The organism is Pseudofrankia coriaricola (genome assembly GCF_001854805.1).
GTDB lineage: Bacteria > Actinomycetota > Actinomycetes > Frankiales > Frankiaceae > Pseudofrankia.
The window spans coordinates 50,862-77,208 of sequence record NZ_MBLO01000271.1 but is presented as its reverse complement, the minus strand read 5'-3'; the positions used below and the strand labels follow the sequence as shown (position 1 = coordinate 77,208).

The 26,347-nt window shown below is 70.3% G+C and carries 18 protein-coding genes; 10 read left to right on the top strand and 8 right to left on the bottom strand.

All coding sequences use genetic code 11. The features are described 5' to 3' along the window. Positions 1 to 188: 188 nt before the first annotated feature. A complete protein-coding gene (locus BCD48_RS42750) occupies positions 189 to 1,223 on the bottom strand; it encodes an ankyrin repeat domain-containing protein (RefSeq protein ID WP_071054204.1) in 1,035 nt (344 codons plus the stop codon). A 451-nt stretch (positions 1,224 to 1,674) separates the two neighbouring features. Between BCD48_RS42750 and BCD48_RS42745 the strand changes: the two genes are divergently transcribed. After that, positions 1,675 to 2,742, top strand: coding sequence for an NAD(P)H-dependent amine dehydrogenase family protein (locus tag BCD48_RS42745; protein WP_071054202.1), 1,068 nt, complete (start codon positions 1,675 to 1,677; stop codon positions 2,740 to 2,742). Positions 2,743 to 2,949: 207 nt separating this feature from the next. Here BCD48_RS42745 and BCD48_RS42740 read toward each other — a convergent pair whose 3' ends face one another. Beyond that, positions 2,950 to 3,597, bottom strand: coding sequence for a flavin reductase family protein (locus BCD48_RS42740; protein ID WP_071054200.1), 648 nt, complete (start codon positions 3,595 to 3,597; stop codon positions 2,950 to 2,952). A 535-nt stretch (positions 3,598 to 4,132) separates the two neighbouring features. Between BCD48_RS42740 and BCD48_RS42735 the strand changes: the two genes are divergently transcribed. Then, positions 4,133 to 6,253: a hypothetical protein gene (locus BCD48_RS42735; protein WP_071054198.1), complete on the top strand. Its 2,121-nt coding sequence runs from the start codon at positions 4,133 to 4,135 to the stop codon at positions 6,251 to 6,253. 229 nt (positions 6,254 to 6,482) lie between these two features. Here BCD48_RS42735 and BCD48_RS42730 read toward each other — a convergent pair whose 3' ends face one another. Beyond that, on the bottom strand, positions 6,483 to 6,908 hold the full coding sequence (locus tag BCD48_RS42730; protein ID WP_198543632.1) for a TetR-like C-terminal domain-containing protein: 426 nt from the start codon (positions 6,906 to 6,908) through the stop codon (positions 6,483 to 6,485). Between the two features lie 530 nt (positions 6,909 to 7,438). On the opposite strand from BCD48_RS42730, the gene BCD48_RS42725 reads away from it, so the two are divergent. The 4 genes from BCD48_RS42725 (at position 7,439) to BCD48_RS42710 (ending at position 10,190) form a co-directional block, all read left to right on the top strand. Beyond that, the gene (locus tag BCD48_RS42725; protein ID WP_083420074.1) at positions 7,439 to 7,657 is read left to right on the top strand and encodes a CbtB domain-containing protein; all 219 of its coding nucleotides are present in this window, start codon (positions 7,439 to 7,441) and stop codon (positions 7,655 to 7,657) included. A 15-nt stretch (positions 7,658 to 7,672) separates the two neighbouring features. Continuing rightward, complete coding sequence (locus BCD48_RS42720) at positions 7,673 to 8,548, top strand: CbtA family protein (protein ID WP_071054195.1); 876 nt, start codon at positions 7,673 to 7,675, stop codon at positions 8,546 to 8,548. Positions 8,549 to 8,711: 163 nt separating this feature from the next. Continuing rightward, complete coding sequence (locus BCD48_RS42715) at positions 8,712 to 9,230, top strand: flavin reductase family protein (protein WP_241842421.1); 519 nt, start codon at positions 8,712 to 8,714, stop codon at positions 9,228 to 9,230. 210 nt (positions 9,231 to 9,440) lie between these two features. Next, positions 9,441 to 10,190 (top strand): GntR family transcriptional regulator, encoded by a 750-nt coding sequence (locus BCD48_RS42710; protein WP_071054191.1) that lies wholly within the window; start codon positions 9,441 to 9,443, stop codon positions 10,188 to 10,190. A 136-nt stretch (positions 10,191 to 10,326) separates the two neighbouring features. Here the strand turns inward: BCD48_RS42710 and BCD48_RS42705 are convergent, their stop codons facing one another. Continuing rightward, positions 10,327 to 11,694: an LLM class flavin-dependent oxidoreductase gene (locus BCD48_RS42705; RefSeq protein ID WP_198543631.1), complete on the bottom strand. Its 1,368-nt coding sequence runs from the start codon at positions 11,692 to 11,694 to the stop codon at positions 10,327 to 10,329. A 341-nt stretch (positions 11,695 to 12,035) separates the two neighbouring features. Between BCD48_RS42705 and BCD48_RS42700 the strand changes: the two genes are divergently transcribed. Further along, on the top strand, positions 12,036 to 14,294 hold the full coding sequence (locus BCD48_RS42700) for a ribonucleoside-diphosphate reductase subunit alpha (RefSeq protein WP_241842420.1): 2,259 nt from the start codon (positions 12,036 to 12,038) through the stop codon (positions 14,292 to 14,294). Then, positions 14,291 to 15,400 carry a ribonucleotide-diphosphate reductase subunit beta gene (locus BCD48_RS42695; protein ID WP_241842419.1) on the top strand — a complete coding sequence of 370 codons (1,110 nt, stop codon included), beginning with the start codon at positions 14,291 to 14,293 and terminating at the stop codon, positions 15,398 to 15,400. The genes BCD48_RS42700 and BCD48_RS42695 overlap by 4 nt, the downstream gene beginning before the upstream one ends. Before the next feature lie 188 nt (positions 15,401 to 15,588). Here BCD48_RS42695 and BCD48_RS52805 read toward each other — a convergent pair whose 3' ends face one another. Further along, the gene (locus tag BCD48_RS52805; protein ID WP_241842418.1) at positions 15,589 to 15,753 is read right to left on the bottom strand and encodes a hypothetical protein; all 165 of its coding nucleotides are present in this window, start codon (positions 15,751 to 15,753) and stop codon (positions 15,589 to 15,591) included. Between the two features lie 567 nt (positions 15,754 to 16,320). Between BCD48_RS52805 and BCD48_RS42690 the strand changes: the two genes are divergently transcribed. Further along, positions 16,321 to 17,022: a cysteine hydrolase family protein gene (locus BCD48_RS42690; RefSeq protein WP_071054189.1), complete on the top strand. Its 702-nt coding sequence runs from the start codon at positions 16,321 to 16,323 to the stop codon at positions 17,020 to 17,022. A gap of 190 nt (positions 17,023 to 17,212) precedes the next feature. Continuing rightward, complete coding sequence (locus tag BCD48_RS42685; protein WP_071054188.1) at positions 17,213 to 18,868, top strand: SulP family inorganic anion transporter; 1,656 nt, start codon at positions 17,213 to 17,215, stop codon at positions 18,866 to 18,868. Positions 18,869 to 19,018: 150 nt separating this feature from the next. On the opposite strand, the gene BCD48_RS42680 is transcribed toward BCD48_RS42685, so the two are convergent. From BCD48_RS42680 to BCD48_RS52800, 3 genes are all read right to left on the bottom strand, one after another. Then, positions 19,019 to 20,239, bottom strand: a complete 1,221-nt coding sequence (locus tag BCD48_RS42680; protein WP_071054186.1) for a sensor domain-containing phosphodiesterase — start codon at positions 20,237 to 20,239, stop codon at positions 19,019 to 19,021. Between the two features lie 636 nt (positions 20,240 to 20,875). Then, positions 20,876 to 22,549, bottom strand: a complete 1,674-nt coding sequence (locus BCD48_RS42675) for a GMC oxidoreductase (protein WP_083420069.1) — start codon at positions 22,547 to 22,549, stop codon at positions 20,876 to 20,878. 715 nt (positions 22,550 to 23,264) lie between these two features. Continuing rightward, on the bottom strand, positions 23,265 to 23,411 hold the full coding sequence (locus BCD48_RS52800) for a hypothetical protein (RefSeq protein WP_198543630.1): 147 nt from the start codon (positions 23,409 to 23,411) through the stop codon (positions 23,265 to 23,267). Positions 23,412 to 26,347: the final 2,936 nt, after the last annotated feature.

Genomic DNA, 26,347 nt, shown 5'->3' with positions numbered 1-26,347 from the left:
CGCAGTCCAGCAGCGAGGAACTCGACTGGTCGACATGCGTCGTAGCGGTGAGTCGTGTCGGCGCCCAGGTAGATGCCCCGACGCCGCGCATGAGCTCGTAGGCATCCAGGTCTGGGCGGATCTCGCGGGAGCTGGCCACGGCGTCGAGTAGCCGAGCACACACGGGCACGAGGCGGGTCGGTCTCCCGCTATGCGGGGTCGGGCGCGGTGACGGGTTCGAGGATGTTCTCGACCTCGGCGTGGCCGGTGCCGGGGAGGTGGTGGGGGTGCCCAGCTCGGCACAGCTCCAGTGGCGTGAGCCCGTCGGCGTCCCGCAGGTTGGGGTCGGCGCCGAGGGCGAGCAGGCATCGGACGCTCGCGGGTCGGCCGTTCGCGGCGGCGAGTCGCAGCGGATGGCGGCCCCAGGTCTCGTCGACCCCGTCGACAGGCGTGCCAGCCGCGACCAGCGCCTTGATCACCGTCAACCGCTCATGGTCCACGGCCATGAGGAGCGCGAGGAGACACTGCTGCGGGCTGGCCTCCCCGAGAGGCCAGCGGCTGATGTCGCCGGCCGCCGCGCCGATGACAAGGTCCCGGATCCGTGCGCCTGCCTTCACCAGGACGTCTACCACCTCGGTCATGCCGAACACGGCCGCGTGCAGCAGCGCGTTTCCGCTGGGAACCCCGCCGGATGTCGCCGAGGAGGTGGCCTCGAGGTCGGCACCCGCCCGGATGAGGACCTCGGCGACCTCGGCATCGCCGTAGCTGGCCGCGGTGATCAGGGGAGTCTCCGGGCTGCCCGGCTCGCCGTCGACCGGTGCTCCGGCCGCGAGCAGCGCGCGTGCCAGCGCCGCGGCGCCGGGGACGTCCCGCCAGATGTCGCGGGACGTGTCGTAGCGCAGCATCGCGACGTAGTTCAGCGGCGATGCGCCCAACGGGTGGTCGCACCACTGGGTCATCTCGGCGGTGGCCAGGCGCGGCTCGCGGGCAAGCAGGTCGGCCAGCTTTGCCACGTCGACGTCGTCGAGGGTCTCGCGGCGGTCGACCTCGATCTTCAGCCGGGTCCAGCTGGTGAATCCGTACTCGCGGGCGACGGCGAGCTGGGCGTTCGCGAGACCGACCTCGGTCCCGACGGCGTGAACACGCGCCAGCGCGGTGGCGTCACCGCCTTGGGCGGCCCGTAGGAGGTCTCTGGCCTGGTGACGAAGCTGCTGGAAGTCCGGGCGGGCGGGAAGACTGGGCATGACGTCCCCTCGTCAGCTCGCGGTCCGCGCGCCGAGCTGGAAAGGAGAACGTCACCAGCCTGGGGTAAGTCATGTCGCTGGAGGTGGACTCAGTCCTGCCCGCGGACCCGGAAGCGCCCTCCCGCGCTCACCGCTCATGGTAGCGAACACGGCTACCACCCGACACGAGGACCGCCAGCCAGCCGTGTAAAGGTCACGACACCATAGGCGGCGCCGGTCGAGAACAGGTTGAGCACGGCGGCCTTGAGAGCAAGGAACGGGGTGAACTCGACACGGACAGGTGCCGAGGACTCGGGCGGGCGGTGAAACGGCGATCCGGGCCGCCTACCCTCAAGGCCCGCCGAACTTGCAGTCCGGCCGGTCATTCCGCTGGCGGGCATCCCTCGCAGCACCGATCATGGCTACCGTTCGCCGACGTTGCCGTGACTCAGGTTGTGACCGGAGGTAGCTGATGAGCCCGCTACGCGTGATCCAGTGGGGGACCGGAAACGTTGGCCTGCACGCCTTACGGGGGATCATCCGGCGGCCGGATCTCGAGCTGGTCGGCGTGCATGCCCACTCGCCGGCCAAGATCGGACGGGACGCGGCCGAGTTGTGCGGGCTGAGCGAGCCCACCGGGGTGGTCGCCACCGACGACATCGACGCGCTGCTGGCCACCGACGCAGACTGCGTGTCGTACATGGTCCAGGGCGAGTCCCGGATCGACGACACGATCGACGAGCTGTGCATGATCCTCGCCGCCGGCAAGAACGTCGTGAACACCGCGCTCGTCTTCCTGGTCAACCCGGCGTTCCTCGACGACGCGACCCGTGGCCGGCTCGCGACCGCCTGCGAGAAGGGCGGGACCACCCTGTTCACCTCGGGCATCGACCCGGGCTGGTCCGGTGACATGCTCCCGCTGCTGGTGGCGCAGATGTGCGAACGCGTCGACTCGATACGAGTCAGCGAGCTGATGAACTACGGCGAGTACGCCGACCCGACGTTCACCGGCGAGGTATTCGGTTTCGGCCTGCCGCTCGATCACCCGGCCGCGCTGTACGAGCCCGGGGCGGTGACCTTCGGCTGGGGCGGGATCGTCCGGCTCCTGGCCGACGCGCTCGGCTGGACGCTCGACGAGATCCGTGAGGAGCATGAGCGACTTCCGGCCCCGGAGACGTTCCACACGGCGATGGGACGCATCGAGCAGGGCAGCACCGCGGCCGTCCGTTTCGACGTGACTGGCATCGTCGGCGGCCGGCCCGCGATCGTCGCCGCCCACGTCAACCGGCTGCGCGACGACATCGGCCCGGACTGGCCGATCCTGGCCGGCGGCCGCTCCGGCTACCGTGTCGAGGTCACCGGCCACCCGTCGTTCACGCTCGAGCTCGAGCCCCGCCTCGACGACGGCGGCGGCCACGCCGTGGCCGGCGTCGTCGGCACCGCCATGCGCCTCCTCAACGCCATCCCCACCGTCTGCGCCGCCCCACCCGGCCTCGTCACCCCGCTCGACCTCCCCTTCTTCACCGTGGGCGGCGCCTGACCGCGCACAGGCCCGGCGAATCCACATGGAAGGACGCGGGCGGTTCGGCGAGCCGATCGCTCGGGCCGTCAGCCAGCTGAGTATGCGAACTGGCATCCGGTTACCCGTCGACCGCCGCCCAAACGAGATCCACGGAAAAGGCCCCAGCGGCCCCTCCACTGGGCGGCCCGACCATGTATCCGCTGAGCCGCGTATCCGCCGAACCGGTCAGGAGCCCGACGGCGACCGTCCGCGAATACCGAGATCGCCGTCGTTGGCCTTCCCGCCGCCGTCGCCGGCCTTCGGGCCGCTGTTCGCGGGGCCGTCGTCGCTCTTGAGGACGGTGCCGTAGCCGCCGTCGTGGTAGACGAGTGGCTCCGCCGTGGGATCGACCCGGCTTTCGAGGACCTCCGCGACCACCAGCCAGTGGTCTCCCGTGGCGGAACGGTCCCGGATCCGGCAGCGCAGCCAGGTGGCCGCGTCGAGCAGCAACGGTTCGCCGGTGTCGAGCCGGCGCCAGCGGGTGGGCGCGGCGAACCGGTCGGCACCCGGCGCGGCGAAGCGCGCGGCGAGGTCCTGCTGATCCCGGGAGAGCAGGTGAACGAGGAGCGTTTCGGCGGCGCGTAGCGTCGGCGCGATCGACGACCGGACCGACAGCGCCAGCGCCAGCAGCGGGGGGCGTTCGGACAGGGAGGCCACCGATGTCGCGGTGAAGCCCACCGGGCCGCGCTGTCCGGACATCGTCACGATCGTGACGCCCGCCGCGTGCCGCCGGAAGGCCCGGCGCATCGCCTCGGCGCCGGCTTCGTCGAGGCTGTCGCTCAGGGGCCGGGATGCTGCCCGCTGCGATGACGGCGACGGTGCGCGGTTCGGCATGTTCGGACCCTGCTCCGTTCGTGCTCGTCCACCTTGTCCGTGCATATCGGTGCGGACACACGCGACCCGGGCAGGCGCCAGGGCGCGGTGCCGACAAGACATGCGGTGTCGAGGTGAGCCGTCCACCGAACACTACTGACACACATACCAACGTTCGACCCCGCCTTTCGTTGATCCGCTCGACTGGCAGGAGGTCATCGACGCGGGCGCCGTCACGGTCGTGGACGCCCTGGCCAAGGTCTCCTGTCAGATCAGGAACGATGATCCGGTGCTCTGCGCCAAGATCGGAGACGCCTCGGACGGTGGGACGGGAGAGGCGTGGCGGGCGCCAGGAATGGTGCCCGTTCACGGACGGCCATGGTCAAGGGCCGTTTGGATCTCACGATGAACGGCGGCTCGACGGTCTGGATGATTGCGCCTTGGCGGTCTGGTATGGCGCGGGCTTGTCGGGTCGGATGGCGCACGCTGATTGGCTTGTGGTGTTATGGCACCCAGCAGAGATCATCGCCGGGGACTGATCTGAAGGAGGCCCGCGATGGAGCGGCCAGCTGAGACTGACGACGTGCAGGCCCTGGAGCCGGGCACGGGTCCCGTCGGGCCGGTCGCGTTCGTGGCATTGGGGGCGGCAGTGGCGCGGGTGATGCCGTCGTTGGTCGCCCGTGTTCCACGGGAGCCGGCCGCGCGGCTCGGGCGGCTCGGGCTCGCGGGGCCGGCCGGGATGACGGTGGTGGGAGCCGTCGGGAGGCTGCCCGCCACCGCGCTGAGGCCGGGTCGCCCCGTGCCGTGGGCGGCGACCGAGCCCGTCTTGTCCGGCCAGATGCGAGGTCAGCTCGCCGCCGCCGGCGGGCCGGTGCCGTCGGCGCAGCCAGGCCCGCCAGCGCCACCGCCGGTTATGCGGTCCGGACCGATGCCGATGCCGATGCCGATGTCGGTGTCGGTGTCGGGGCCTCCTGGGGCGCAGCAACCTCCACCGCCGTTTGTGCCGTCGTTCCCGGCCGGCCCGGCCGAGTCGCCGGTGCTGCGGGAGCTGCGCCGGCTCGGGTCGACGCTGACCGCCCGGCTGCACGGCGCGCTGGAGGTCGCGGTCGACGGCCTGGTGTTGGCCGACGTCCCGCCCGGGCTGACGGCGGGTGTGCCGCGTCCGCCGGACGGGGCTCGAAGCGTCCTGCTCTCGGCCGCGGACGGCAGCGATCTGGAGAACGCCGTCATCATGCTCGATCAGTTCCGCTGGGGGATCACGATCCTGGTGGCGGAACTGGTGCGGGCGCTGCGCGCGCATCCCGGCGTCGCGCCGCTGCTGACGCCGCCGGAGGTCGAGGGCGATCGGACGCCGGCTGAAGCGGAGACAGCCGTCGCGGCGTGGCATGGCCGCGCGCACCTGGCGCTGGGGGTGGCGACCGCGGTGGCGGTGCTGGCCGAGCTGGCCCCGCCGGCGGTGGCTGGCGGGGAGGCGGCGGTCATCGGCGTCGGGCTGGGGGCGGCGGCGCAGGTCCTCGCGGTGGCGCCGATGCCGGCCGCGTACGCGGCGGCGGCCCTGGCGCGGCGCCGGGCCGAGTACCTGCTGCCGCGCAGTGCCTGGGGACATGTGGAACCGGCGGACCACCGGATCGGCCTGCTGGAGAGCGAGCTACCCGAAACCGACGCCGGCGCCTTCGCTGGCAACGGCCTGGTCACGGAGGTGGCCGGCGGCGCCGTGATCCGCACCGGCACGGACCATGGTCTCGTCTCGGTACGGCTCGAGGTGCTCGCCGGCGCCCCGCCGGACGTGGACGTCCTGGTCTGGGACGAGGTCGTCGAGATCAGCTGGACGTCCATGGCCGGCGCCGCGAGCGTGCTGGGCCGGCCGTCGGTGGAGGCCGGTCACATTCCGCGCAGCGCCAACCTGCGCGAGCAGGCCCCGCCGTGGCCCGGCGAGCTGCGACTGCGGGTGCACGCCTCCGGTCGGGACGACTCGCCCGGCAGGGTCAGCGTGTCGGGTGTCGTGACCGACGAGCGGTACCAGCTGATTGTCTGGGAGGCGCCCCGCGAACCGGAGATCGTGTACAAGCGCTCCGACCGGCTGGGGGCGCGGCTGCGTGGCGAGCCGGAGCCGCCGCTGGTCGACCGGCCCGAGTATGCCTACCGATGGTTCAGGCACACGTCGATCTCCGAGGGCGCGACGATCACGGTCATCGCCGGGCCGGCGGACACCGACGCCGTGCTGCGCGCGTTCGGCGCCGACCCGGCGGTACCGCGGTCGTTCTGGGACACCCGCGCCTCCGACGACCTGACGATGCGGGCACTGGCGGTCATCGCCGTCGACGGCGCGGTGGTCGCGATCGAGGACAACGCCTTCCGGGGCAGCCGTCCCGAGGTTCTGGCCGCGCTCTCCCGGCTCGGCCGGACCGGGAGCGTGTTCTGGAACGTCAGCGCGGGCCCGCGGCTGGGGCTGGCTGAAGGCGGTGAGGCGCTCTTCCACGGGTTCGAGCCCGGGCTGTGGCAGCCGACGCCCGCCGCGGCGGAGCCCTACCTGGCGGGGCTCGACTTCAAGGACTACCGCGACAGGACCGAGAAGTGCCTGGTCGCCGTCGAACGGTTCACCGGGTACACGGTCCAGGCTCGCGACCTGGAGCGCATCGAGGCCGCCGACGTGGCGTACGAGATTCCGGACCGGTAGGCCGGACCAGTAAGCCGGGACGGTGGTCCGAGCAAGCCGGTGGGCTTAGCAAATGGGCCGGGACTGCGCGGTCAGCCACGGTCGTAGGTCTTGGTGTTAGTCAGTATGTCTGCCAGCCTTGTGGGTCGACACCGCCGGGGATGTCCGCGTTCGGGTCGTACGGCGTGCGGGTGAGAAACGCCTTCTGTCGGTGGTTGAGGGTGACGGGTGCTCAGCCCGCGCGACCGTGCTACCCGACACGGGCCAGGAGGAGCGCGAGCCTGCGGTGGTGGTGATCGCGGGGGAGCCGGCCGCCGCGCATGAGCGTGACCAGGCCGTGCAGGGCGGCCCAGAGAGTCTCGGTCAGGACACCTAGGTCGTCGCCGTCCGCGTGCGGGCGGACGGTCTCGGCCAGTTCGCCGAAGGCCGCGTGCAGGGCGGCCGGCGCTCCCGGGGTGGCGAACGGCAGGTTGACGGCCTGCGCGAACATCGCGTCGTAAAGCGCGGGGCGCTGGTCGGCGAACGCGGTGTAGGCCAGGCTGACGTCGGCGAGGGCACGGTCGGCGTCCGGCGCCTCGGTGCGGGCCGCGCGCAGGACCTCGGCCAGCTCGGCGAAGCCTTCGACGGCGACCGCCGTCATGATCGCGTCCTTGCCCTTGAAGTGGGTGTAGAGCACCGGCTGGCTCCCTGCTGTTCGCCCTCTGACCCCGTTCACCCGCTGACCTCAGGTCCGCCCACTGGCCATCGCCCAGAAAGCAGGGATCCGAACATGTCGCTGGTCGCCCCCGACCTCACCGAGTCCGTCAGAGAGTCGTCATGGCCGACCACCGCGAGGTCCGCGGGGGGACCGGACGGCCTCGGACCGAGGTGTCTGCCAGATCGCGGATGGAGCCCGCTCCCCGGAAACGGCCCGGCCGGGACCTTCGTCGTCCCGCCTGACCGTCCGTGCGTCGGAGGGGCCCAGCGATGCCGCCGGGCGGACGCGGCCGGCACAGGTCGTGTGACCTGGTTGATAGGGCGTTGACATGTTCTGGCGTGCCCCGCACACTGCGAACGCGATCTGTGGGTGGAAGCCGGTGCGAATCCGGCGCGGTCGCGCCACTGTGATCAAGCTGTCCCGCCCGTCCGGGCGGTCGCTTGGGAGTCAGACCCACCCGCGGGTCCAGTCCGAATGTTCAGGGACGCGTGATCCCGAAGGGGGCTGCTGTGAGTACCAATGCGCCTGTTGTCGATGCGCACGACCAATCGATCTCCTCACCCATCAGCGCGCGGGCGCTGTGGCTCGGGGGAGTCCTCACTCTTTCGCTCCTGCTGTACTACTTCATCGGTATTGACCAGGGCGCGACGTCGCTGTTCGGTCAGGACAGCCACATCCATGAGTTCGTCCATGACGCGCGGCACTTCCTCGGCTTCCCCTGTCACTGAGAAGCCGGAGCCATCATGGAATCACGTTTCATTTACCGTGCCCTCGGCGTCGGCGCTCTCGGCGGCCTCCTGGCGTTTGTCTTCGCCCGGATCTTCGCCGAACCGTTCATCCAGAACGCGATCGACTATGAAGCGGGCCGCGACGCCGCCCAGAACGAGCTCTACAAGGCCGCGGGCCTGACGGTCGATGGGGAAGAAGCGGAGATCTTCAGCCGGGGGCTCCAGCGCAACCTCGGTATCGCCACCGGGATGGTCCTCTTCGGCCTGGCGATGGGCGGCCTGTTCGTCGTCGCCTACCTCGTCGTCTCCCGCCGCTTCCCCGGCATCCGGCCGCGGGTGCTCGCGGCTCTGCTCGCCGCTGCCTGCTTCCTCGGCTTCTACGCGGTGCCGTTCGTCAAGTACCCCGCGAACCCACCCGCGGTCGGCCACTCGGAGACGATCGGCGACCGCAGCGCGGTCTACCTGGCGATGGTCGGCATCTCCGTCGTCGCGCTCATCCTCGCTGTGGTAGCCGGCTACCGCCTTGCCGGACGCTTTGGTGCCTGGTACGGCAGCCTGCTCGCGGCGCTCGGCTTCGTAGTCGTTGTCTCCGTCGCGATGGCGCTGCTGCCCGCCCTGGGTCACTTCCCGCTCAACGAGTCCCAGTACGGCAAGCACGCCACCGAGACCCCGCAGCCGCTGCTCGGACCAGACGGGAAGATCGTGTATCCGGGCTTCCCGGCCGACGTCCTGTTCAAGTTCCGGCTGTACTCCATCATCGCCCAGATGATCATGTGGGCGACGATCGGTCTCGCCTTCGGCGCGCTAGCCGAGCGCGTCACCGCCAAGGTGAAGGCTCCCGCGTCGGCTGCCCGCCCAGCGGCGGCCGCCACGCCGTCCCCGGCATCCTGACGGTCGCATACCCACCTCATACCGGCCTCGGCCGAGCCCGGCGGGTCGCGATCCGCGACCCGCCGGGCTTGCTCGCGTCTGGCCCGGCTCCGCCAGTCCGGTGCGCACGCCCGGTTCAGTCGATGCCTTGACATCTGATATATCAATCCGGCAGGCTGCTCTAGTGACAAGTGCGGCAGAGGCCCCCCGTACCGACATGACGGACGACGCGACGCGGCTCTTCCGCGAGGCCATGGCGCTGTTTCCCAGCGGCGTGACGATCGTGACGACAACGGACCACACCGGGCGCTGGTGGGGTTTCACCGCCAGTTCGTTCTGCTCGGTCTCCATGGACCCGCCGCTGGTGCTCGTCTGCCTCGCGGCGAAGGCCGAGTGCCACCCGGCGTTCGCCGCTGCCGAGCGGTTCGTCGTGCACGTGGTGCACCCCGAGCACGCGGACCTCGCCGTCCGTTTCGCGACCAGGGGCGCCGACAAGTTCGCGGACGCGGGCTTCCGCGCAGGCGAGCACGGTCTGCCCGTCCTCGACCGGGCGAGCGCGACGTTCAGCTGCGTCACCCATGCGGTGCAGCCGGCGGGTGACCACTCGATCCTGCTCGGCCGGGTCGAACGGACCTCGGTCGGCGAGGAGCATCCCGCTGTCTATTTCCGGCGCCGGTTCCACCTCATCGGGGATGTCGCCTGAGATCCCCGATGGCCGCCCGTCGACAGACCGAGGAGCCGGTTTCGGAGTCCGGTGCGCCGAGTCTGGCGCGCCGGACTGCCCCGCGGCGCGGCGTGAGACAGTCCTCTCTGATATACGCTGATTGCCGTGCCCACGCCGAGTCATCTACATCCGCACGATGACGGAGCCATCAAGGGTGGCAGTGGCGGAGCCATCAAGGGTGAGTAAGCGGTGGTAGTAGACGCCCCGGCCTCGGCGGGGTCGGCGGGAGACGCCGACGGAACGGGCCTTCGCCGGCTCCGGCTGGGGGCGACCGCCCGGGACAGGGTGGCCGACGTGCTGCGCGACCAGATCATGAGCGGCCGGTTCGGCCCGGGGACACGCATCGACCTGGACGAGACCGCCTCCTGGCTGGGCACGAGCCGGACCCCGGTTCGGGAAGCGTGCCTGACGCTGCAGTTCGAGGGGCTGGTCCACGTCGCCCCCCGCAGCGGGGTCACGGTCATCGGCCTGCGCCAGCGCGACGTCGAGGACAACTTCGCCCTGAGCGCCCAGCTCGCGGGCTCCGCGGCGGCCTGGGCGGCGGAGCGGATCTCGGTGCCCGCCCTCGACGAGGTGCGGCGGCTCGCCGACGGCGTCCGCGCCGCCGTCGAGGCCGGCGGGGACCCGAAGATGCCGAACTTCCTGTTCCACCGGGCGATCAACCGGGCCAGCGACTCGGTGCGGCTCATCGCGCTGATCCGTCAGACCGGGCGGATCATCCCGTGGTCCTTCTTCGACATGGTTCCCGAGCAGGTGGGCTGTGCCCTGCGGGAGCACGACGACATCGTCGACGCGCTCTCCGCCCGCAACGCCGCCCGCGCCCGCCGGGTCTCGGAAGAACACGTGATCAACGCCGGCCGGCTGCTCGTCGCCCGCATGTTCGGTCCTCAGCCGGCCGGCGACGCTGATTCCCTGCCGGACACCAGCGTCGCCAGTTAGCGGCTTCCCGCGGATCTTTGTTGGCCGGGTGTGGAAGCAGCGTTCGCCGGACTGTCGCCGCGGAGGATCGCCAGGACTGTATTCGGATCCGAGCGCTGAGCCCCCGCTCGCCCGGATCCGAATACGGTCCCGCTGATCAGGCTGTCGGCTTCGCGAAGCTGCTGGTGGGACGGGCGAGGCCCAGGTTCTCCCGCAGCGTCGAGCCGCTGTAGCTGGAGCGCATCAGCCCGCGGCGGCGCAGCTCGGGCACGACCATCCGGACGAAGTCCTCGAACGCCCCGGGGAAGTGGGTCGCGGCGAGGACGAAGCCGTCGCAGGAACGGGACTCGAACCACTCCTGCATCTGGTCGGCGATCTGCTCGCCGGTGCCGACGAACCGCGGGCCCTGCAGCAGGGAGGCCCGGTGGCTGGCGAGGGTGCGCAGGGTCAGCTTCCCGCCGCCGAGGTGCCGCTTCACCCCCTGGACGAGACCGCGGATGCCGGAGATGGAGGCGATGAGCTCGTCGGTGATCTCGTCGTCGAGCGAGTAGCCGGAGAAGTCGTGGTTGGTGAGCTCGGACAGCAGCGTCAGCGACGCCAGTGGGTGCACGAGCTCGTTGAGGAAGATGTTCTCCTTCTCCCGGGCGATCGCCTCGGTCTCGCCCACCACGGCGTAGACCATGGGCAGCATGCGCACAGCGCCCGGGTCGCGTCCCTCGGCCGCGATCTGCTCCTTCTGGGCCTTGTAGTGCTCAAGGGCCACGGCCTGGCTCGGGTCGGCGGTGAAGATCAGGTCTGCCCACCGGGCGGCGAAGCGCTGGCCGCGGCCCGACTGGCCGGCCTGGATGATGGGCGGCCGCCCCTGCGGCGGGCGGGGCACCGTGAGCGGGCCGCGCACGTTGAAGTACTTGCCCTCGTAGTTGATCTCGTGGACCTTGGCCGGGTCGGCGAAGATACCCGCGGCGCGGTCCAGGACCAGCGCGTCATCCTCCCAGGAGTCCCACAGCTGGGTGACGATCTCGATGAACTCCTCGGCGCGGTCATAGCGCTCGTCGTGGGCGAGGTGCTGCTCGACCCCGAAGTTGCGCGCCTCGGCGTCGTTCACCGACGTGACGACGTTCCACGCCGCCCGGCCGCCGCTGAGGTGGTCGAGGGTGGCGAAGGTCCGCGCGACGTGGAACGGCGGGTAGTAGGTGGTCGAGTAGGTCGCCCCCAGGCCCAGGTGCGACGTCGCCGCGGCGGCGGCACCCAGTACGGCCGTCAGGTCCATCTTGACTGGGCGGGCGCCGTAGCGGACGGCGTCGTCGGGGGACCCGCCGTAGATCGATGGCATCGCGAGGCGGTCGTCGAAGAACATCAGGTCGAACGTGCCGTCCTCGAGCACCCGCGCGATCCGCTGGTAGTAGCGCAGGTCGAGAAAGTCGGGCGCCGAGTTCGGGTACCGCCAGGAGCCCGAGTACACCGACACGTTCGAGGCCTGCATGAAGGCGACCAGGGTGAGCTGGTCGTCGCGTCCGGCGGACACGTCCACCCCTCTCGTGAGTTGATATATCAGAGATATGGTCACAGTAGACGCCGCCGGACGCCGCCGGGTCAACCCGGGTCAGGCACGGCCGGCGTCACGGACCCGCGGTGCGGTGGTCTCCAGCCGCATGCGGGCCGGCGGCGAGTCGGTGAGCTGAGGCGGAAGCCGGCCGCGGACCGCCACCTGGACGCGTGCCGGCGCCCAACACGTACGGAGCGGCCGTCGCGTACGACGTGCCCCGAGCGACCGGCGCGTACGGCACGGCCGGGCGAGAACGGTGCTCCGCGCACCGTCCGCCGCGGGCCGGGCCGCCGCGATGTGGTCGGGTCCGGTGGCTCGCCGTGCAGACGGCCGCGGACCTGATCGGTGAGGAGCCGCAGTACTCGCGGCTCGCCGCCCGCCTGCTTGCCGGGCTCATCGCCGACGAGGTCGCCGGCCAGGGGATCACCTCGTTCAGCGAGGGCGTCGCGAACGGCCACCGCCTCGGCCTCGTCGGCGACACGACCGCCGTGTTCGTCGCCGCGCACGCCGCCGAGCTGGACGAGCTCGTCGACCCGGGCGCCGACCGGGCGTTCGAGTACTTCGGCATCCGCACCGTGCAGGACCGTTACCTGCTGCGCCATCCGCGCACCCGGCTGGTCGTGGAGACGCCGCAGCGCTGGCTGCTGCGGGTCGCCTGCGGGCTGTCCCACGACGTCGCCGAGGCGGCCGAGCTGTACCGGCTGATGGCGTCGCTCGCCTATCTGCCGAGCTCGCCGACGCTGTTCAACGCGGGCACCGCGCATCCGCAGATGTCGAGCTGCTTCCTGGTCGACTCGCCTCGCGACGAGCTTGAGTCGATCTACGAGCGGTACGGCCAGGTCGCCCGGCTGTCGAAGTTCGCCGGCGGCATCGGGATCGCCTTCTCCCGGGTGCGCTCCCGCGGCGCGCTGATCCGCGGCACGAACGGCCGTTCCAACGGCATCGTGCCGTGGCTGCGCACCCTCGACGCCTCGGTCGCCGCCGTCAACCAGGGCGGGCGGCGCAAGGGCGCCGCCTGCGTGTACCTGGAGCCCTGGCACCCCGACATCGAGGAGTTCCTGGAGCTGCGGGACAACACCGGCGAGGACGCCCGGCGCACCCACAACCTGAGCCTCGCGCACTGGATCCCGGACGAGTTCATGCGCCGGGTGCACGCCGACGAGGCCTGGTCGCTGATCGATCCCGACGAGGTCCCCGAGCTGACGGACCTGTGGGGCGACGAGTTCGACCGCGCCTACCGGGCGGCGGAGGCCGCGGGGCGCTACGTCCGCCAGCTGCCCGCGCGTGACCTCTACACCCGGATGATGCGCACGCTCGCGCAGACCGGCAACGGCTGGATGACCTTCAAGGACGCCGCGAACCGGACGGGCAACCAGACCGCCGAGCCGGGCAGCGTCATCCACCTGTCGAACCTGTGCACCGAGATCCTGCAGGTCACCAGCGACGCCGAGACCGCCGTGTGCAACCTCGGCTCGGTGAACCTGGCCCGGCACGTGCTGGCGCCCGGGGCCGCCGACGCCGAGTGGTCGGCGTCGGCGGGCCCGGTGGGGGACCCCGCGGCCCGGATCGACTGGGCGATGCTGCGGGCCACCGTCCGCACCGCGGTGACCTTCCTCGACCGGGTGATCGACATCAACTACTACCCGACCGCCGAGGCCGCCGCGAGCAACCCGCGGTGGCGGCCGGTGGGACTCGGCGTGATGGGGCTGCAGGACGTCTTCTTCGCGCTGCGGCTGCCGTTCGACTCGGCCGCCGCCCGGGAGCTGTCCACCAGGCTCGCCGAGGAGATCGCGCTCACCGCGTTCGAACGGTCCGTGGAGCTCGCCCGTGAGCACGGCCGGCATCCGGCGTTCGCGCGGACCCGGGCCGCGCGGGGGGTGCTGCACCCGGACCATTTCGACGTGACGCTGACGCAGCCGGCGCGATGGACGGCGCTGCGGGCCGGGATCGCCGAGCATGGCCTGCGCAACTGCCTGCTGGTCGCGATCGCTCCGACCGCGACCATCGCGTCGATCGCGGGCTGCTACGAGTGCATCGAGCCGCAGGTGTCCAACGTGTTCAAGCGCGAGACGCTGTCCGGTGAGTTCATGCAGATCAACAACTACCTCGTCGAGGAGCTGAGGCGCCGCGGGCTGTGGACGGCGCCGGTCCGGGAGCGGATCAAGTCCGCTGACGGCTCGGTGCAGGAGCTCGGTGAGCTGCCGGACGACATCCGGGCCCTGTTCCGGACCGCCTGGGAGCTGCCGCAGCGGGCTCTGGTCGACCTGGCCGTGGCGCGGATGCCCTACATCGACCAGAGCCAGTCGCTGAACCTGTTCATGGCGGACCCGAACATCGGACGGCTGTCGTCGATGTACTCCTACGCCTGGTCGAGCGGCCTCAAGACGACGTACTACCTGCGGTCGCGGCCCGCGACCCGCATCCAGCAGGCCACGGTCACGGCCGCCGCCACGTACACCATCCCGGCCCAGGAATCCCCGAGGGAGGAATCCCCGAGGGACGGCGGGACCGACGGGGACGCCGCCACGGCCGTCGCCTGCTCCCTGGAGAACCCGGAGATCTGCGAGGCCTGCCAGTGACGACGCCCGCCCCGGCTCGGCCCGTCCCCTCCCCACCCGTCCACCCGGTACCCGGCCCGGCCGTGCCCCTCCAGGCCGGGCCCGCCGCCGAGGTTCTGGAAACGCGGCCGATGCTGCTCGACCCGGGCATGAACCTGACGCTGCGGCCGATGCGCTACCCGGCCTTCTACGACCGCTACCGGGCGGCGATCCGCAACACGTGGACCGTGGAGGAGGTCGACCTGCACTCCGACCTCGCCGACCTGCACCGGCTGAGCCCCGCCGAGCGGCACCTGGTCAACCGGCTGGTCGCGTTCTTCGCGACCGGCGACACGATCGTCGCGAACAACCTGGTCCTCAACCTCTACCGCCACATCAACGCGCCGGAGGCGCGGCTATATCTCTCCCGACAGCTGTTCGAGGAGGCCGTGCACGTCCAGTTCTACCTGACGCTGCTCGACACCTACCTGCCCGACCCGGACGAGCGGACCCGCGCCTTCGCCGCCGTCGAGAACATCCCGTCGATCCGGGCGAAGGCGCAGTTCTGCTACCGGTGGATCGACTCGCTGGGCGACCTCGACCGCCTGCGCACCCGCGAGCACCGGCGGGCGTTCCTGCTCAACCTCATCTGCTTCGCCGCGTGCATCGAGGGGCTGTTCTTCTACGGCGCGTTCGCCTACGTCTATTTCCTGCGCTCCCGCGGCCTGCTGCACGGGCTCGCCTCCGGCACCAACTGGGTGTTCCGCGACGAGTCGATGCACATGGAGTTCGCACTCGACGTGGTGGCCGCGGTGCGGGCGGAGGAACCCGACCTGGTCGACGCCGGGTTCGAGGCGGACGTGCGCCGGATGCTCGCCGAGGCGGTCGACGCGGAGACCGTGTTCGCCGAGGACCTGCTCGCGGGTGGGATCGCCGGGATGACCGCGCAGGACATGCGCCGTTACCTGGAGCACGTCGCCGACCGCCGGCTCGGCCAGCTCGGGTTCGCGCCGATGTTCGGCTCGGCCAACCCGTTCTCGTTCCTCGACCTGCAGGACGTGCAGGAGCTGTCCAACTTCTTCGAGCGGCGCGTGTCCTCCTACCAGGTCGCCGTCGAGGGCTCGATCTCCTTCGACGAGGACTTCTGACGCGCGGCGAGACGCCGCGAACATTCATGATCGCCGCAGGCGTGTCGCCGGGGTCGCGATCTGGCCGGATTCGCGACCGCGACGACACGGGCGTGGTGATCTGCCAGCCGCGTGCCGGTGGGCGAACGTGAGCAGGGGCGGGGACAGGCACTAGGCGTCGTCCTTGTTACCGGCGAGCGCGGGCGCGGTCATCGGGCCGGCTTCCGGCGGGTCCGGGCCAGGCCTCGGTCCAGGTCGAGATGAGGTCGCCGTCGCGGGGGGACGGCGAAGAACTCCGTGACGAGGACGGCGCCGACGTCCGCGAGCGTGGGCGGCGACCAGCGCGGCGAGCGGTCCTTGTCGATGATCTGCATCGATGATCCGCGCCCGGATGGCCTCGGCCAGGTCGGGGTGACGCAGGCAGGCCAGCGCCGCGACGTCGGACACCCCGACCGGACGCCCCGACGCCGGATATGAGCTGCCTGACGCCGTCGACCAGGTAGAGGTCGCCGTCCCGGCGCGCATGGGTGCTGATAGCGGCAGCGTCCGATCCGGTCGATCCGGTCGATCCGGCCGACGGCTGGCTACTCCGCGTCGCCGGCGCCGCCTCGCCCGGATCTGTATACGACGCCGGATACGAAATCGTATACGTCATTTACTGCTGCGTTACACAGGGACACGCGGCCCGAAACCGGACGGCCCGACAGTCGTCGAAGGCAGCTAGCGCCCGGGGTATCCAGCCCCAAATCCCAGCCAAACCGCACGTAGAAGACCCGAATCCGGCCGTGCCGGCCGGCTCGCCCCTGTCCCGGCGCAGACCCCCGTCCGCCCGGCGATCCGCGAGGTGCGCCGACGGGCGCGCTGGCCAGTTCGGTTTCTCCGGGTCACCGCAGACCGTCCCCGTCCCCGTCCCCGTCTCCGCCGACGACAGGACCCCTGGCATGACGAGCGCACAACTCACCGTCCCGGCCCGTCCATACGACTTCACCTTCGACCCAGCCACGACGGCCCTCGTCGTCATCGACATGCAGCGCGACTTCATGGAGCCGGGCGGTTTCGGCGAAAGCCTCGGCAACGACGTGTCCCAGCTGCGGAGCACCATCGAGCCGCTCACGGCGGTTTTCGCCGCGGCCCGCGCCGCCGGCCTGACCGTCATCCACACCCGGGAAGGCCACCAGCCGGACCTCTCGGACCTTCCCCCGGCCAAGCTGAACCGGGGTAACGCGACCCTGAAAATCGGCGACGTGGGCCCGAAGGGGCGAATTCTCATTCGCGGCGAGTACGGCCAGGACATCATCGACGAGCTCGCGCCGATCGAGGGCGAGATCGTCATCGACAAGCCCGGCAAGGGCGCCTTCTACGCCACGTCGTTCGGCGACATCCTGGCGGAGAAGGGCATAAGGAGCCTCGTCGTCACCGGGGTCACGACCGAGGTGTGCGTACACACGACGGTCCGGGAGGCCAACGACCGCGGCTACGAGTGCCTGGTCCTGTCCGACTGCGTCGGCAGCTACTTCCCGGAGTTCCAGCGGGTCGCCCTCGAGATGATCGCCGCCCAGGGCGGCATCTTCGGCTGGGTCGCGCCGTCGGTCGCGTTCATCGACGCGCTCGCGCCCCTCTCGGCGGCGTCGGCCGCCCAGTGACCGCCGCCGGACCGCCACCGGGCCGTCGGGTGACCGGCGGCCAGTGAGGTAAGGACCGGCCGGTCAGCACCGGCCGGTAACGCAGGAATCCGGCCGCCGCATGCCGGACGGACCACGACCAGCCCGCCTTTGAGGCCGGCACCCGGGCAGCCGCGCCGCGGCTGTGCCCACCGTCATTGAGGAGTCTGTCATGGTGAAGTTTCCAGGGACGGGCGGCACAGCCACCGCCGGTCCGCCACTGTGGGTCCGGGGGGACCTCAACGCGTTCTTCGGGCTCGGCATCAACGTGCTGGTCAACGTCCTGGTGCTGACCGGGCTGTGCATCGGCGTCGTCGCAATTCCCAAGGGCGACGTGCTCGGCACGATTCTGCCCGCGCTCGGGATCGCACTGATCCTCGGCAACCTGTACTACACCTACCTGGCCCGCCGGCTCGCGGCGAAAGAAGGCCGGTCGGACGTCACGGCGATGCCCTACGGCCCCAGCGTGCCGCACATGTTCATCGTCACGTTCGTCATCATGCTGCCGATCTACCTCAAGACGAAGGACCCGCTCAAGGCGTGGGAAGCCGGCATGGCGTGGGCCTTCATCATCGGTGTGATCGTCATGCTCGGCGCGTTCGTCGGGCCGACGATCCGCCGCTACGCGCCCCGGGCGGCCATGCTGGGCACCCTGGCCGGCATCTCGGTCGCGTTCATCTCGATGCGGCCTGCCGGGCAGATGTGGGAGGCGGCCTGGATCTCGCTGCCGGTCTTCGCCCTGCTCATCGTCGGCCTGCTCACCGACATCAAGCTGCCCTGGAACCTGCCGATCGGGGCGGTCGCGCTGCTGGTGGGGACGGCGATCGGCTGGATCGGCGGCTTCATGCACACCCCGGACGTGACCTCCGCGGCGAAGGACATCGCGCTGGCCGTACCCGACTTCCGGTTCGACATGCTCTTCTCCGGGCTGAAGGATCTCTCCCCGCTGCTCGCGACGGCCATCCCCCTCGGCGTCTACAACTTCACCGAGGCCATGACCAACGTGGAGAGCGCCGCCTCGGCCGGTGACAACTACAACCTGCGCGCGGTCCTGCTGGCTGACGGCTTCGGCGCCGTGGTCGGCTCCTGCCTGGGCTCGCCGTTCCCGCCCGCCGTCTACATCGGCCACCCGGGCTGGAAGGGCGCCGGCGGCCGCACCGGCTACTCGCTGGCCACCGGCGTGATGATCGCGATCCTGTGTTTCTTCAGCCTGTTCAGCCTCCTGGGCGCGATCCTGCCGCTGCCGGCGATCGTGCCGATCCTGCTCTACATCGGCCTGTTGATCGGTGCCCAGGCGTTCCAGGTCTCGCCCCGGGCGCACGCGGCGGCGGTGGTCGCGGCCCTCCTGCCCAACATCGCGTCGTGGGCGGTCGGTCTGATGGACAACGCGTTGGCGGCCGCCGGTACCAGCGCGACCGAGGTGGGTTACGACAAGATCAACCAGGCTGGGGTTGTCTACCACGGATTGATGATCTTCGGGCAGGGGGCGATCCTAGCCGGCCTGGTGCTGGGCTCGGTCGTCGCCTTCATCATCGACAAACGGTTTGTCTCGGCGGCGGTCTTCGCGGCGGTGGGATCGGTGCTGTCGTTCATCGGCCTGATCCATGGCGAGAAGGTCGAGTGGAACGCCAACGGCCAGGTCGCCCTGGGCTACCTGCTCCTGGCCGGCATCTGCGTCGCCTTCGCCCTGACGAAGCCGGCGCCGCGCGTGCCGGACGCCGACGAGATCGAGCTGGAGCGCATCCACGGGGTGCCCCAGCAGACCGGGAAGAAGGACAAGGACAGCGAGGCTGCCCCCGCGGCGGAGGTGCCGGCCGCCGCGAGCTGATCTGGCCGGCGGCGGGGCACGCGCGACTGACCCGGGCGCGCCCCGCCGGCGGCGCGGTGCTCGACTGACGCACCGTGCTCGACTGACGCACCGTGCTCGACTGAGGCGCGGTGCTCGACTGAGGCGCGGTGCTCGACTGAGGCGCGGTACTCAGGCGGCGCAGTGCTTCGGAAGTGGCAGCGGCCCCGGATAGCCAAGGTAGAAGCCTTGGGCATGGTCGACGCCGATGTCGGCGAGAACGGCGAGTTCGGCCGCGGTCTCCACTCCCTCGGCCAGGACCTGGGCGTCGATCTCGCTGGCGAACCTGACCAGGGCGGCGACGAGAGCCTGGCGGGCAGGGTCCGCGTCGATCCTCCAGGTCAGCTCCCGGTCCATCTTGAGGATGTCCGGTGTCAGCTGCAGCAGCCGGTTCAGATCGGCGTTGGCGACACCGACGTCGTCGACCGCGATCCGCGCTCCTCGCTGTCGCAGGTCGTCGAGCGCGGCGCGCATCGCCTCGTAGTCCTCGATGCACTCATGCTCGGTGACCTCGATGACGACCCGGCCGGTCGCCACCTCGGCCACGGCGTCGCGGATTCGGCCGCAGGCGACCACCGTCGGGGACGCGTTCACCGACAGCCACAGGTGGTTCGGCAGGAGGGGCAGCACGGCGAGCGCGTTCGCGATCGCGGCGAGCTCAAGGTCGGCGCGCAGGCCGACCGAGGCAGCGGCGGTGAACCACGCCTCCGGACCGCCGGATCCCGGGGGGAAGCGCGCCAACGCCTCCGCGCCGATTATCTGCCGGGTTCGGATGGCGACGACCGGCTGGAAGATCATGGTCGGGCGTTCGTGGATCACCGACGTGATCCGCTGGACCAGCAGGTCACGGTCCTCGCGCTCGTGAGCGAGATGGGAGATGAACCGGGCGAGTACCTCGGCCAGCAGGGCCAGGAAACGCGCGTCACGGCTGGAGAGCCCCGGCCTGGCGTCGTGGCTCAGGCAGCACAGCATGCCGTGGAGGCGTCCGTCGTCGAGCACCACCGGAGCGCCGATGTAGGCCCCGATGCCCCACCGGTGGGTCAGCACGAGGGGAGCGGTCCGCTCGTCCGCCCGCGCGTTGGGGATGACCGGTGGGAGGCGTCCGTCCAGGACCCGCGAGCAGTAGGAGTCGGCGTAGCAGGTGGTGGTCCCGGGGCCGATCCCGAAGGACTCCGCATCGCCGTGCAGAGCCTCGATGATCTGCAGCTCCGGGGTCAACCGGGACAACCAGGACAGTTCCATCATCAAATGGCGGCGAGCCAGCGACAGCAGCCAGGACACCACCTCCTCCGGGTCGAGGGCGGCTTTGCGAGGGCTACGCAGCGCGCGCCCGCAAATGTCGGTCTCGGACATAACAGATCCCCCCGACGCCCTCACGACGCGGCGTTCCCCGCCTTGACCCGGCCTAACCGGTCCCCGCCCACGAGCCCGTTCGGCTCATGCTGTTCCGGATGGCTGTGCCCACGTGTCTGCGCACCTTCCGGCGGCGCCCGCCGTCAACCCGGCCGGGCGGTAATTCCCGACCACCCGACCACCGGACACCGCGGCACGTCGCTTCCGGCCGCCGTGGACCAGACGGCAAGCCGCGATCAGGACGGGCGCGGTCCACGCCACCGCGAGGCTCGGCGGTTCCTCCGATCGCGCCACCCTCCGGGGTCGGACTCTCGACCTATAGTGACCAATAATCTTCCTCGTGGACCGCGGCGACACTCCGTGCGTCGTCCCGTCGGTCGATCCCGTGCGTCATCGCCGCTCTGGCGGGCGACCGGTGCGGCCGGGCCGCGACGCGCCGGTTCCGCGGGCGGGCAGTCGCCGCCCGGGGAACCGGCGCGCCGCGGTGATCACGCCGGCCCGGGAACGGTCGAGGGGCCGTGATGGCGGCGCGGCGCGTGGCGTCGGCCGGTCGGAGCGGAACCCACCCGAGGAACGCCGCTCATATCGGCCCTCGGCCGGGCACCAGTCGCGGCGCTCAGAGGACCCTCCCGATATCTAGAAGACCTGCCCGATGTCCTGACTGACGATCCTTGCCATGCTGTGCTCGGCGAGGGCCGCGATGGTCATGGACGGGTTGCAGGCGCCGGTGGAGCCCGGTATGCGGGCACCGTCGAGGACATAGAGGCCGCTCTGCCCGAGAACGCGGCCATAGAGGTCGACCGCCGATCCCATGGGAACGCCACCGAGAGCGTGCCACGTCGACGCCTGGGTCGCGTTGGTGTCGACCATGGTGCCGCCGCCGGCCTGGGCGATGGCGTTCACCTTGTTGCGGATCAACGTCTGGAGCGCGGCGTCGGCGTTGGTGGGCCAGGTCAGCTTGGCGTCGTCCGTGGTCGAGTCGTAGGCCCAGGTGCCGGACCCGGGGACGATGCCGAAGCCGACCAGGGTCATCAGCCGCTGGCCGGCGAGGGCCGCCGGAGGTGCGCCGGCGTGGATGATCCGCAGCGGGATCGCGCTGAAGGGGTCGGTGCCGCCGACGGCGGCCGGGCCGCCCTGCGTCGTGCCCGGGTCGTCGTTCATGCCGATCCAGGTGTAGATGCGGTCGCCGTTGTTCCCCCACTGGGTGCCGACCGCGTCCGGCAGGTTCGGGATGAGGTTCTTGCCCTTCGCCTTGACCAGCAGCCGCGTCGTTCCCGGCGAGCCGGCGTTGAGGAACACCGCGCTCGCAGTAATGTTCTTGTGCTCCTGGACGACCCCGGCGGTGTCGATGCGGTCGACCGACAGCACCCATTTCTTGTTGGCGCCCAGTTTGATGTCACGGACGACGTGGAGCGTCTGCACCTGCACCTTGCCCGTCGCCTCCGCGGCGGCGAGGTAGGTGACATCGATCGAGTGCTTCCCGCCGTTGTTGACGCCAAAGGCGATGTCGCTGTTGGTGTAGGCGGCGTTGTACTGGCCGCCCAGCTCCCCGCGCACGAAGTTCCAGTCGACCGGCAGCGGCACGCGGAACGTCTGGAGGCCCGCCTTGGGGGCGACGTCCAGGAAGATCCGGGAGGAGGCGTACGGGCTTGCGTTGAGAATGTCGTCGGGAATGGTGGAGATGCCCAGCATCGAGGCGACGGTGGGATACCACTTCGAGTTGAGCTCGGGATAAAGGCCGGTCGCCAGCGGCATGGACCGGGCGAACTCGACTATGTTCGGCTGCAGCGTCATGCCGTGGTACATGATGGAGCCGCCGCCGACGCAGGCGCCGCAGTTGACGGTCATCCCGTTGCCGTTGATGACCTCGAGGACACCGGTGTAGGGCGGCCAGAGCGGGAAGGGCGGGGCGCCCGGTACCGGTGCGTAGGGGGACAGCCAGGCCGACCGGCTGTCCAGGTTCGCGAGGGTCGCGAAGGTGTTCGAGTTCGGGCCCGTCGGCCACCGCAGGCCGCGTTCCAGGACCAACGTGGTCACCCCGGCCTTGGCCAGCCGAAGCGCGGTCACACCCCCGCCGAAGCCTGTGCCGACGACGACGGCCCGTGCGGTCACCTCTGTCGTCGTCACCGCGCGCGCCGGCGTGGCGCCGGCTACCAGCCCGCCGAACGCGACCGCTCCCGCGCCCGCGGCGGCGGCGCCCATGAACCCCCGGCGGCTGAAGCCGGTGGAAGATGTCGGGCTGACCGGCTCGGGTAATGCCGACTCGGATGATGCCGGCTCGGATGATGCCGCGGATGCCTCGTCTGACATGTTCGCCTCCAATTTTCGTGCGTTGCGGTCTCCGCCTCCGCGCCTGGCCCCGACAGGCGCTCACGCCCTGCGGTGACCCCGCTGCGACAGCGTTGGACCAGGTGCTGGATCCATCGCCAAATCGTGCGGGCCGGACCAGGTGGATGACGGCATGAAAAAAGATGGCCGGCTATTCGCAAACCATCTCAAGAAGTTTGGTGAAAAGAGGGGGAAGGCGGCCCGGCGTAGCCAGCCGAGCTGGTGCGTATGCACCGGCCAGAAACGGTGTCGAGCCGGGGCTCGCACGATACCGGACATATGGATAGCATCCGGTTGTCGCGCTGTCAAGAAGACTCGTGGCGTCATCGTATACAAAATACATTCGCGTGGTCCGGCGGCGTGAATGAGGCACGGAGACGTCGTGGCTGGTCCTTCGAAACGGCGTCATGACATGCTCCTGTGGGCACCCGAAACCGGTCGGCAGCATCCAGCCGAGCTCGGCCCGCCAGAGTCTCGGCGGCTAGGGCCTGAATCTGGGCGGTTAGTCAGCTCGATGCGCCGGGCTTGTCCGTGGATCTTTCGGAGCGGTTCTCGGCGGTCAGCCGACGCCAGTTCCCGTGCGCCGCCGGCGATCACCGCCCCTCGGCTGACGAAGCCGGCCCATGATCGACGAGTGGGTCTGTGGGCCGGCGTCTCGTGCCCCCTTCTGTTCGTCTTGCGCATACCCGCGGCGCGATCAACGGATGGTCCACCGCCTGGACGCGTCGAAGATCACCGGCGGGCCTGAACGAGTGATCACATCGGTGACGATGCCCAGGGCCGCGGACGACCCGGCGTGGACGTGGTGGCCGCCGTCGAGTGCGCGCCGAGCCGGGTCTTCCACGCCGGGTTCCAGGCGGCCGAGCTCACCGCGAACGGCCGTGCGCAGGCGATGCCGGGCGGCCCGTCGGCCATCGTGGGGCAGAGCGCGACGTTGCCCCGCGATCCCAGTACAGAAGAAAAGACGGCGGGACAGACCGCCGGGGGCTGTGCCGATGACAACAGGCCGCAATGTGCTTGGCGAGGTCGGCCCGTGGTGGGTGAACGAGATGACGTCATTCGCCGCCGCCGCCAGCGTGCCGGCCACACGGTCATTGGTCGCCGATGACGATCGGCCCTTGGTTCGGGGGCATCAGTTGGTCGGATCGTCGTTTCCGACGGGTCGTCGCCGGCGTTTGTATCGTCATGCCCGTTCGCCGTCCGGTCGCCGGACGCGGCGGCTCTGGTGGTACCGGTCCGCACGGCGATGCGGGCCGATAAAGCCGCCTCGACGGTGAAGTCATTTTCTGTACCTGTCCTTGAGTTTTTCCCGACGGGCACCTCTCCTCCCTGATCCAGCCTTCGCCGGCACAAGCGTGCCGTCTGTCGACCCGAGGAACCCTGAAGACAACCGGTGCGGCATTTGCCTCCACCTCTGTGATCTTCGCGTTCAGCAGCATCAAGGCGACGCGCCGCCGGGGCAACTTCTCCGCGCGGCGCCGGAACGTCCGCAGGGCTGTGACCCCGGCGAACACCGTCGCGCGTCGATGGCACTTTGGTGCCATCGGCGTGGTCGGCGTGCCTAGCCTCGCGGCGGGAGGCGCGAGGGATCCGAGCTGTGAGACGGATGACTTCCGCTCCGGAAGGGGGCGGCAGCGGCCGCGCGGGGCGGGTCGTCTCCGGCTGAGGCGGACGTGGGGGAGGAGCTCCATCTCCGCCGCGCAGCGCCAGCCGGGCGGGCTCGACAGGCCGCTCGTTGGGATTCGTCCTCATTTGGTCCCATGAGCATCGGTACATTTTTTGACATCGACATCGATAAACAGTTCCGTGTCCATCACATCGTGCTCGGGCTGGGGAATCCGGCCTTCGCGGCCGTGCGTCCGCTGGGGAATCCGCGTTGTGGGAACGAGGCGCCTGGTTCCGTGACGCCCACCCTCTGTGTCGCTAGGGCAAAAATTGTGAGTGCTCACTCATCTAGATGGATGGTGTTCGTCGCCGTGACGCGCAGTAGATGATTCGCGACATCTGTGACTCGATTTGTCCGAAGTGGAGGTGCTTGGCGCGGCTCCCTGGGGCGGACCCGCTCCCGGGCCTCGCTCGCGGGCGCCTGCCCGAGATCCGGCGATGCGAGCCGAGCGTGGCGCGTCGCGGAGCGGGCCGCCCGAGAGCTGCCGCGCATGCGCCATCGGGGTTCCCGCTGATCGTCGCGACCGGGCCCGGCCGTGGCCGCGCCGCTGGTCCGCGCGAAGCGCTGCAGGTGGTGGCCCATCTGGATCTGGAGGGCGGCCTGGGTGTTCCGCGAGATCGAATGTCGACTATGGTTCAGCGCCGCCGCGCTGGCGGCGAACGGCCGGGGGCTGTGGGCGTGCCAAGGCGCGCCGAGTGGGTTGTGGCCATGTGGAGGCATGCCAGGTGGTTCGACCGCCTGGCGTGGGCTCAAGGGAGCCTCAGCGGGCGGCGGTAACACGGAGCGACGATCGTGCGTAGTCGGGTGACCTCGGGACGTAATCATCCGTGGTGGCGACGGTGCGTGTAGCCGCCCCTTACTCATCGCTCCTCATCAGTAAGTGCTCACTTGCGCAGATGTGTCCCGTCGTTTACTGTCTGTCCTCGTCAACGGCGGATGGATGGCCGAGAGGGGTACTTGCTGGGTATGGCCAACGCGGCCGCGGGCGACGGTTCCAGGTGATTCGTCTTTTTGTCGAACGCTAAACATCTGCATATTTCCGACCCCTCGGGCCTGGTTGCTCCGGCAGCTCTCGCATCGAGGGGCCGGGCGTCGCCCGGTGGGCGGGGTGGCGGGAGCCGGTGCGGGGACGCGGGACCCACGGTGCCCTGACCGCCTGGGGCGCCGTTGAAGGCGCCTGCCGGCGGTGGCCGTTCATGTTCGCCTGTCGACGGCGAGACAGGCGGCATTACCACACCCAAGATGATGCGTGCAAGCTGTTCCTGCACAGTGGATATCGACGGCCTCTTTCGTTCGACCGCGAACTGGTTCGGCCCGTCGTCTCCTTCATGCGCACGCCGGCGTTGTGAGGCGGCACGCGCTGATGCGCCGCCTCGCGGGCTGACGCCTATTCGCTGACGAACTTTGTGGTTCCCGGCCGCGTCGCAGCCAGGCATGCTCGCGCACCCGCGGGCGTGTCGTTGACCGCAGCCACGGCCGCAGGCCAGTTAGGCGCGGCCGGTTGACGCTCGTTGGACCGTGTCAAAGTGCGGCTGTCATCGTGTTGACGGAGCACCTTGCGCCCGGTCCTGCCGGCCGCGCCATTCGAATGCGTGTGCCGCGCCCGTGCTGTATGAAAGCGGAGACGCTGGACAAAGGATTGGAGGTAGGCCGCCGGTCCACGCGGATCGCGCTGGGAAATGGCCTGGTCGGGAGCCGGACGACGTTGGCTGGCGCGTGACACGGGATCATACGGCGGACCGCTCACCGCCCATCCGGCGACGGGAGGCCGGCGGCGGTCCGCACGGTCAAGAAGTCCGTACTCGAGATGGCGTTCGCCAAAAGCATCATCTGAGATGGCGTTCGCCAAAAAACGGAAAACCAAGCTCATTCGCTGGATACGTAGGTGGCGAGCACCGCCGGACTCGCTGCCCGACGCCGGTCGCATGTCACGGCCCCTCCGCCCCCTTGCCGGCGCCCTCTCGTCGCCGGTCCGCCCAGCCGAAAGCCCCTCGGCCGCCGGGCCGGCGACGCATCACCCACTCCCTGGCCGGCATCGCCGGCCCCATGGACACCTCTGGAAGTGATCTGTGAAGCACAGTGCTACGCGGAGCCCGGTTGTCGGCGGCCGCGGG

Bases quoted from the DNA above. Each gene is read 5' to 3' on its own strand.
- BCD48_RS42750 (WP_071054204.1), bottom strand. From the start codon at position 1,223: ATGCCCAGTCTTCCCGCCCGCCCGGACTTCCAGCAGCTTCGTCACCAG.
- BCD48_RS42745 (WP_071054202.1), top strand. From the start codon at position 1,675: ATGAGCCCGCTACGCGTGATCCAGTGGGGGACCGGAAACGTTGGCCTG.
- BCD48_RS42740 (WP_071054200.1), bottom strand. From the start codon at position 3,597: ATGCCGAACCGCGCACCGTCGCCGTCATCGCAGCGGGCAGCATCCCGG.
- BCD48_RS42735 (WP_071054198.1), top strand. From the start codon at position 4,133: ATGGAGCGGCCAGCTGAGACTGACGACGTGCAGGCCCTGGAGCCGGGC.
- BCD48_RS42720 (WP_071054195.1), top strand. From the start codon at position 7,673: ATGGAATCACGTTTCATTTACCGTGCCCTCGGCGTCGGCGCTCTCGGC.
- BCD48_RS52805 (WP_241842418.1), bottom strand. From the start codon at position 15,753: ATGCAGATCATCGACAAGGACCGCTCGCCGCGCTGGTCGCCGCCCACG.
- BCD48_RS42690 (WP_071054189.1), top strand. From the start codon at position 16,321: ATGACGAGCGCACAACTCACCGTCCCGGCCCGTCCATACGACTTCACC.
- BCD48_RS42685 (WP_071054188.1), top strand. From the start codon at position 17,213: ATGGTGAAGTTTCCAGGGACGGGCGGCACAGCCACCGCCGGTCCGCCA.
- BCD48_RS42680 (WP_071054186.1), bottom strand. From the start codon at position 20,239: ATGTCCGAGACCGACATTTGCGGGCGCGCGCTGCGTAGCCCTCGCAAA.
- BCD48_RS42675 (WP_083420069.1), bottom strand. From the start codon at position 22,549: ATGTCAGACGAGGCATCCGCGGCATCATCCGAGCCGGCATCATCCGAG.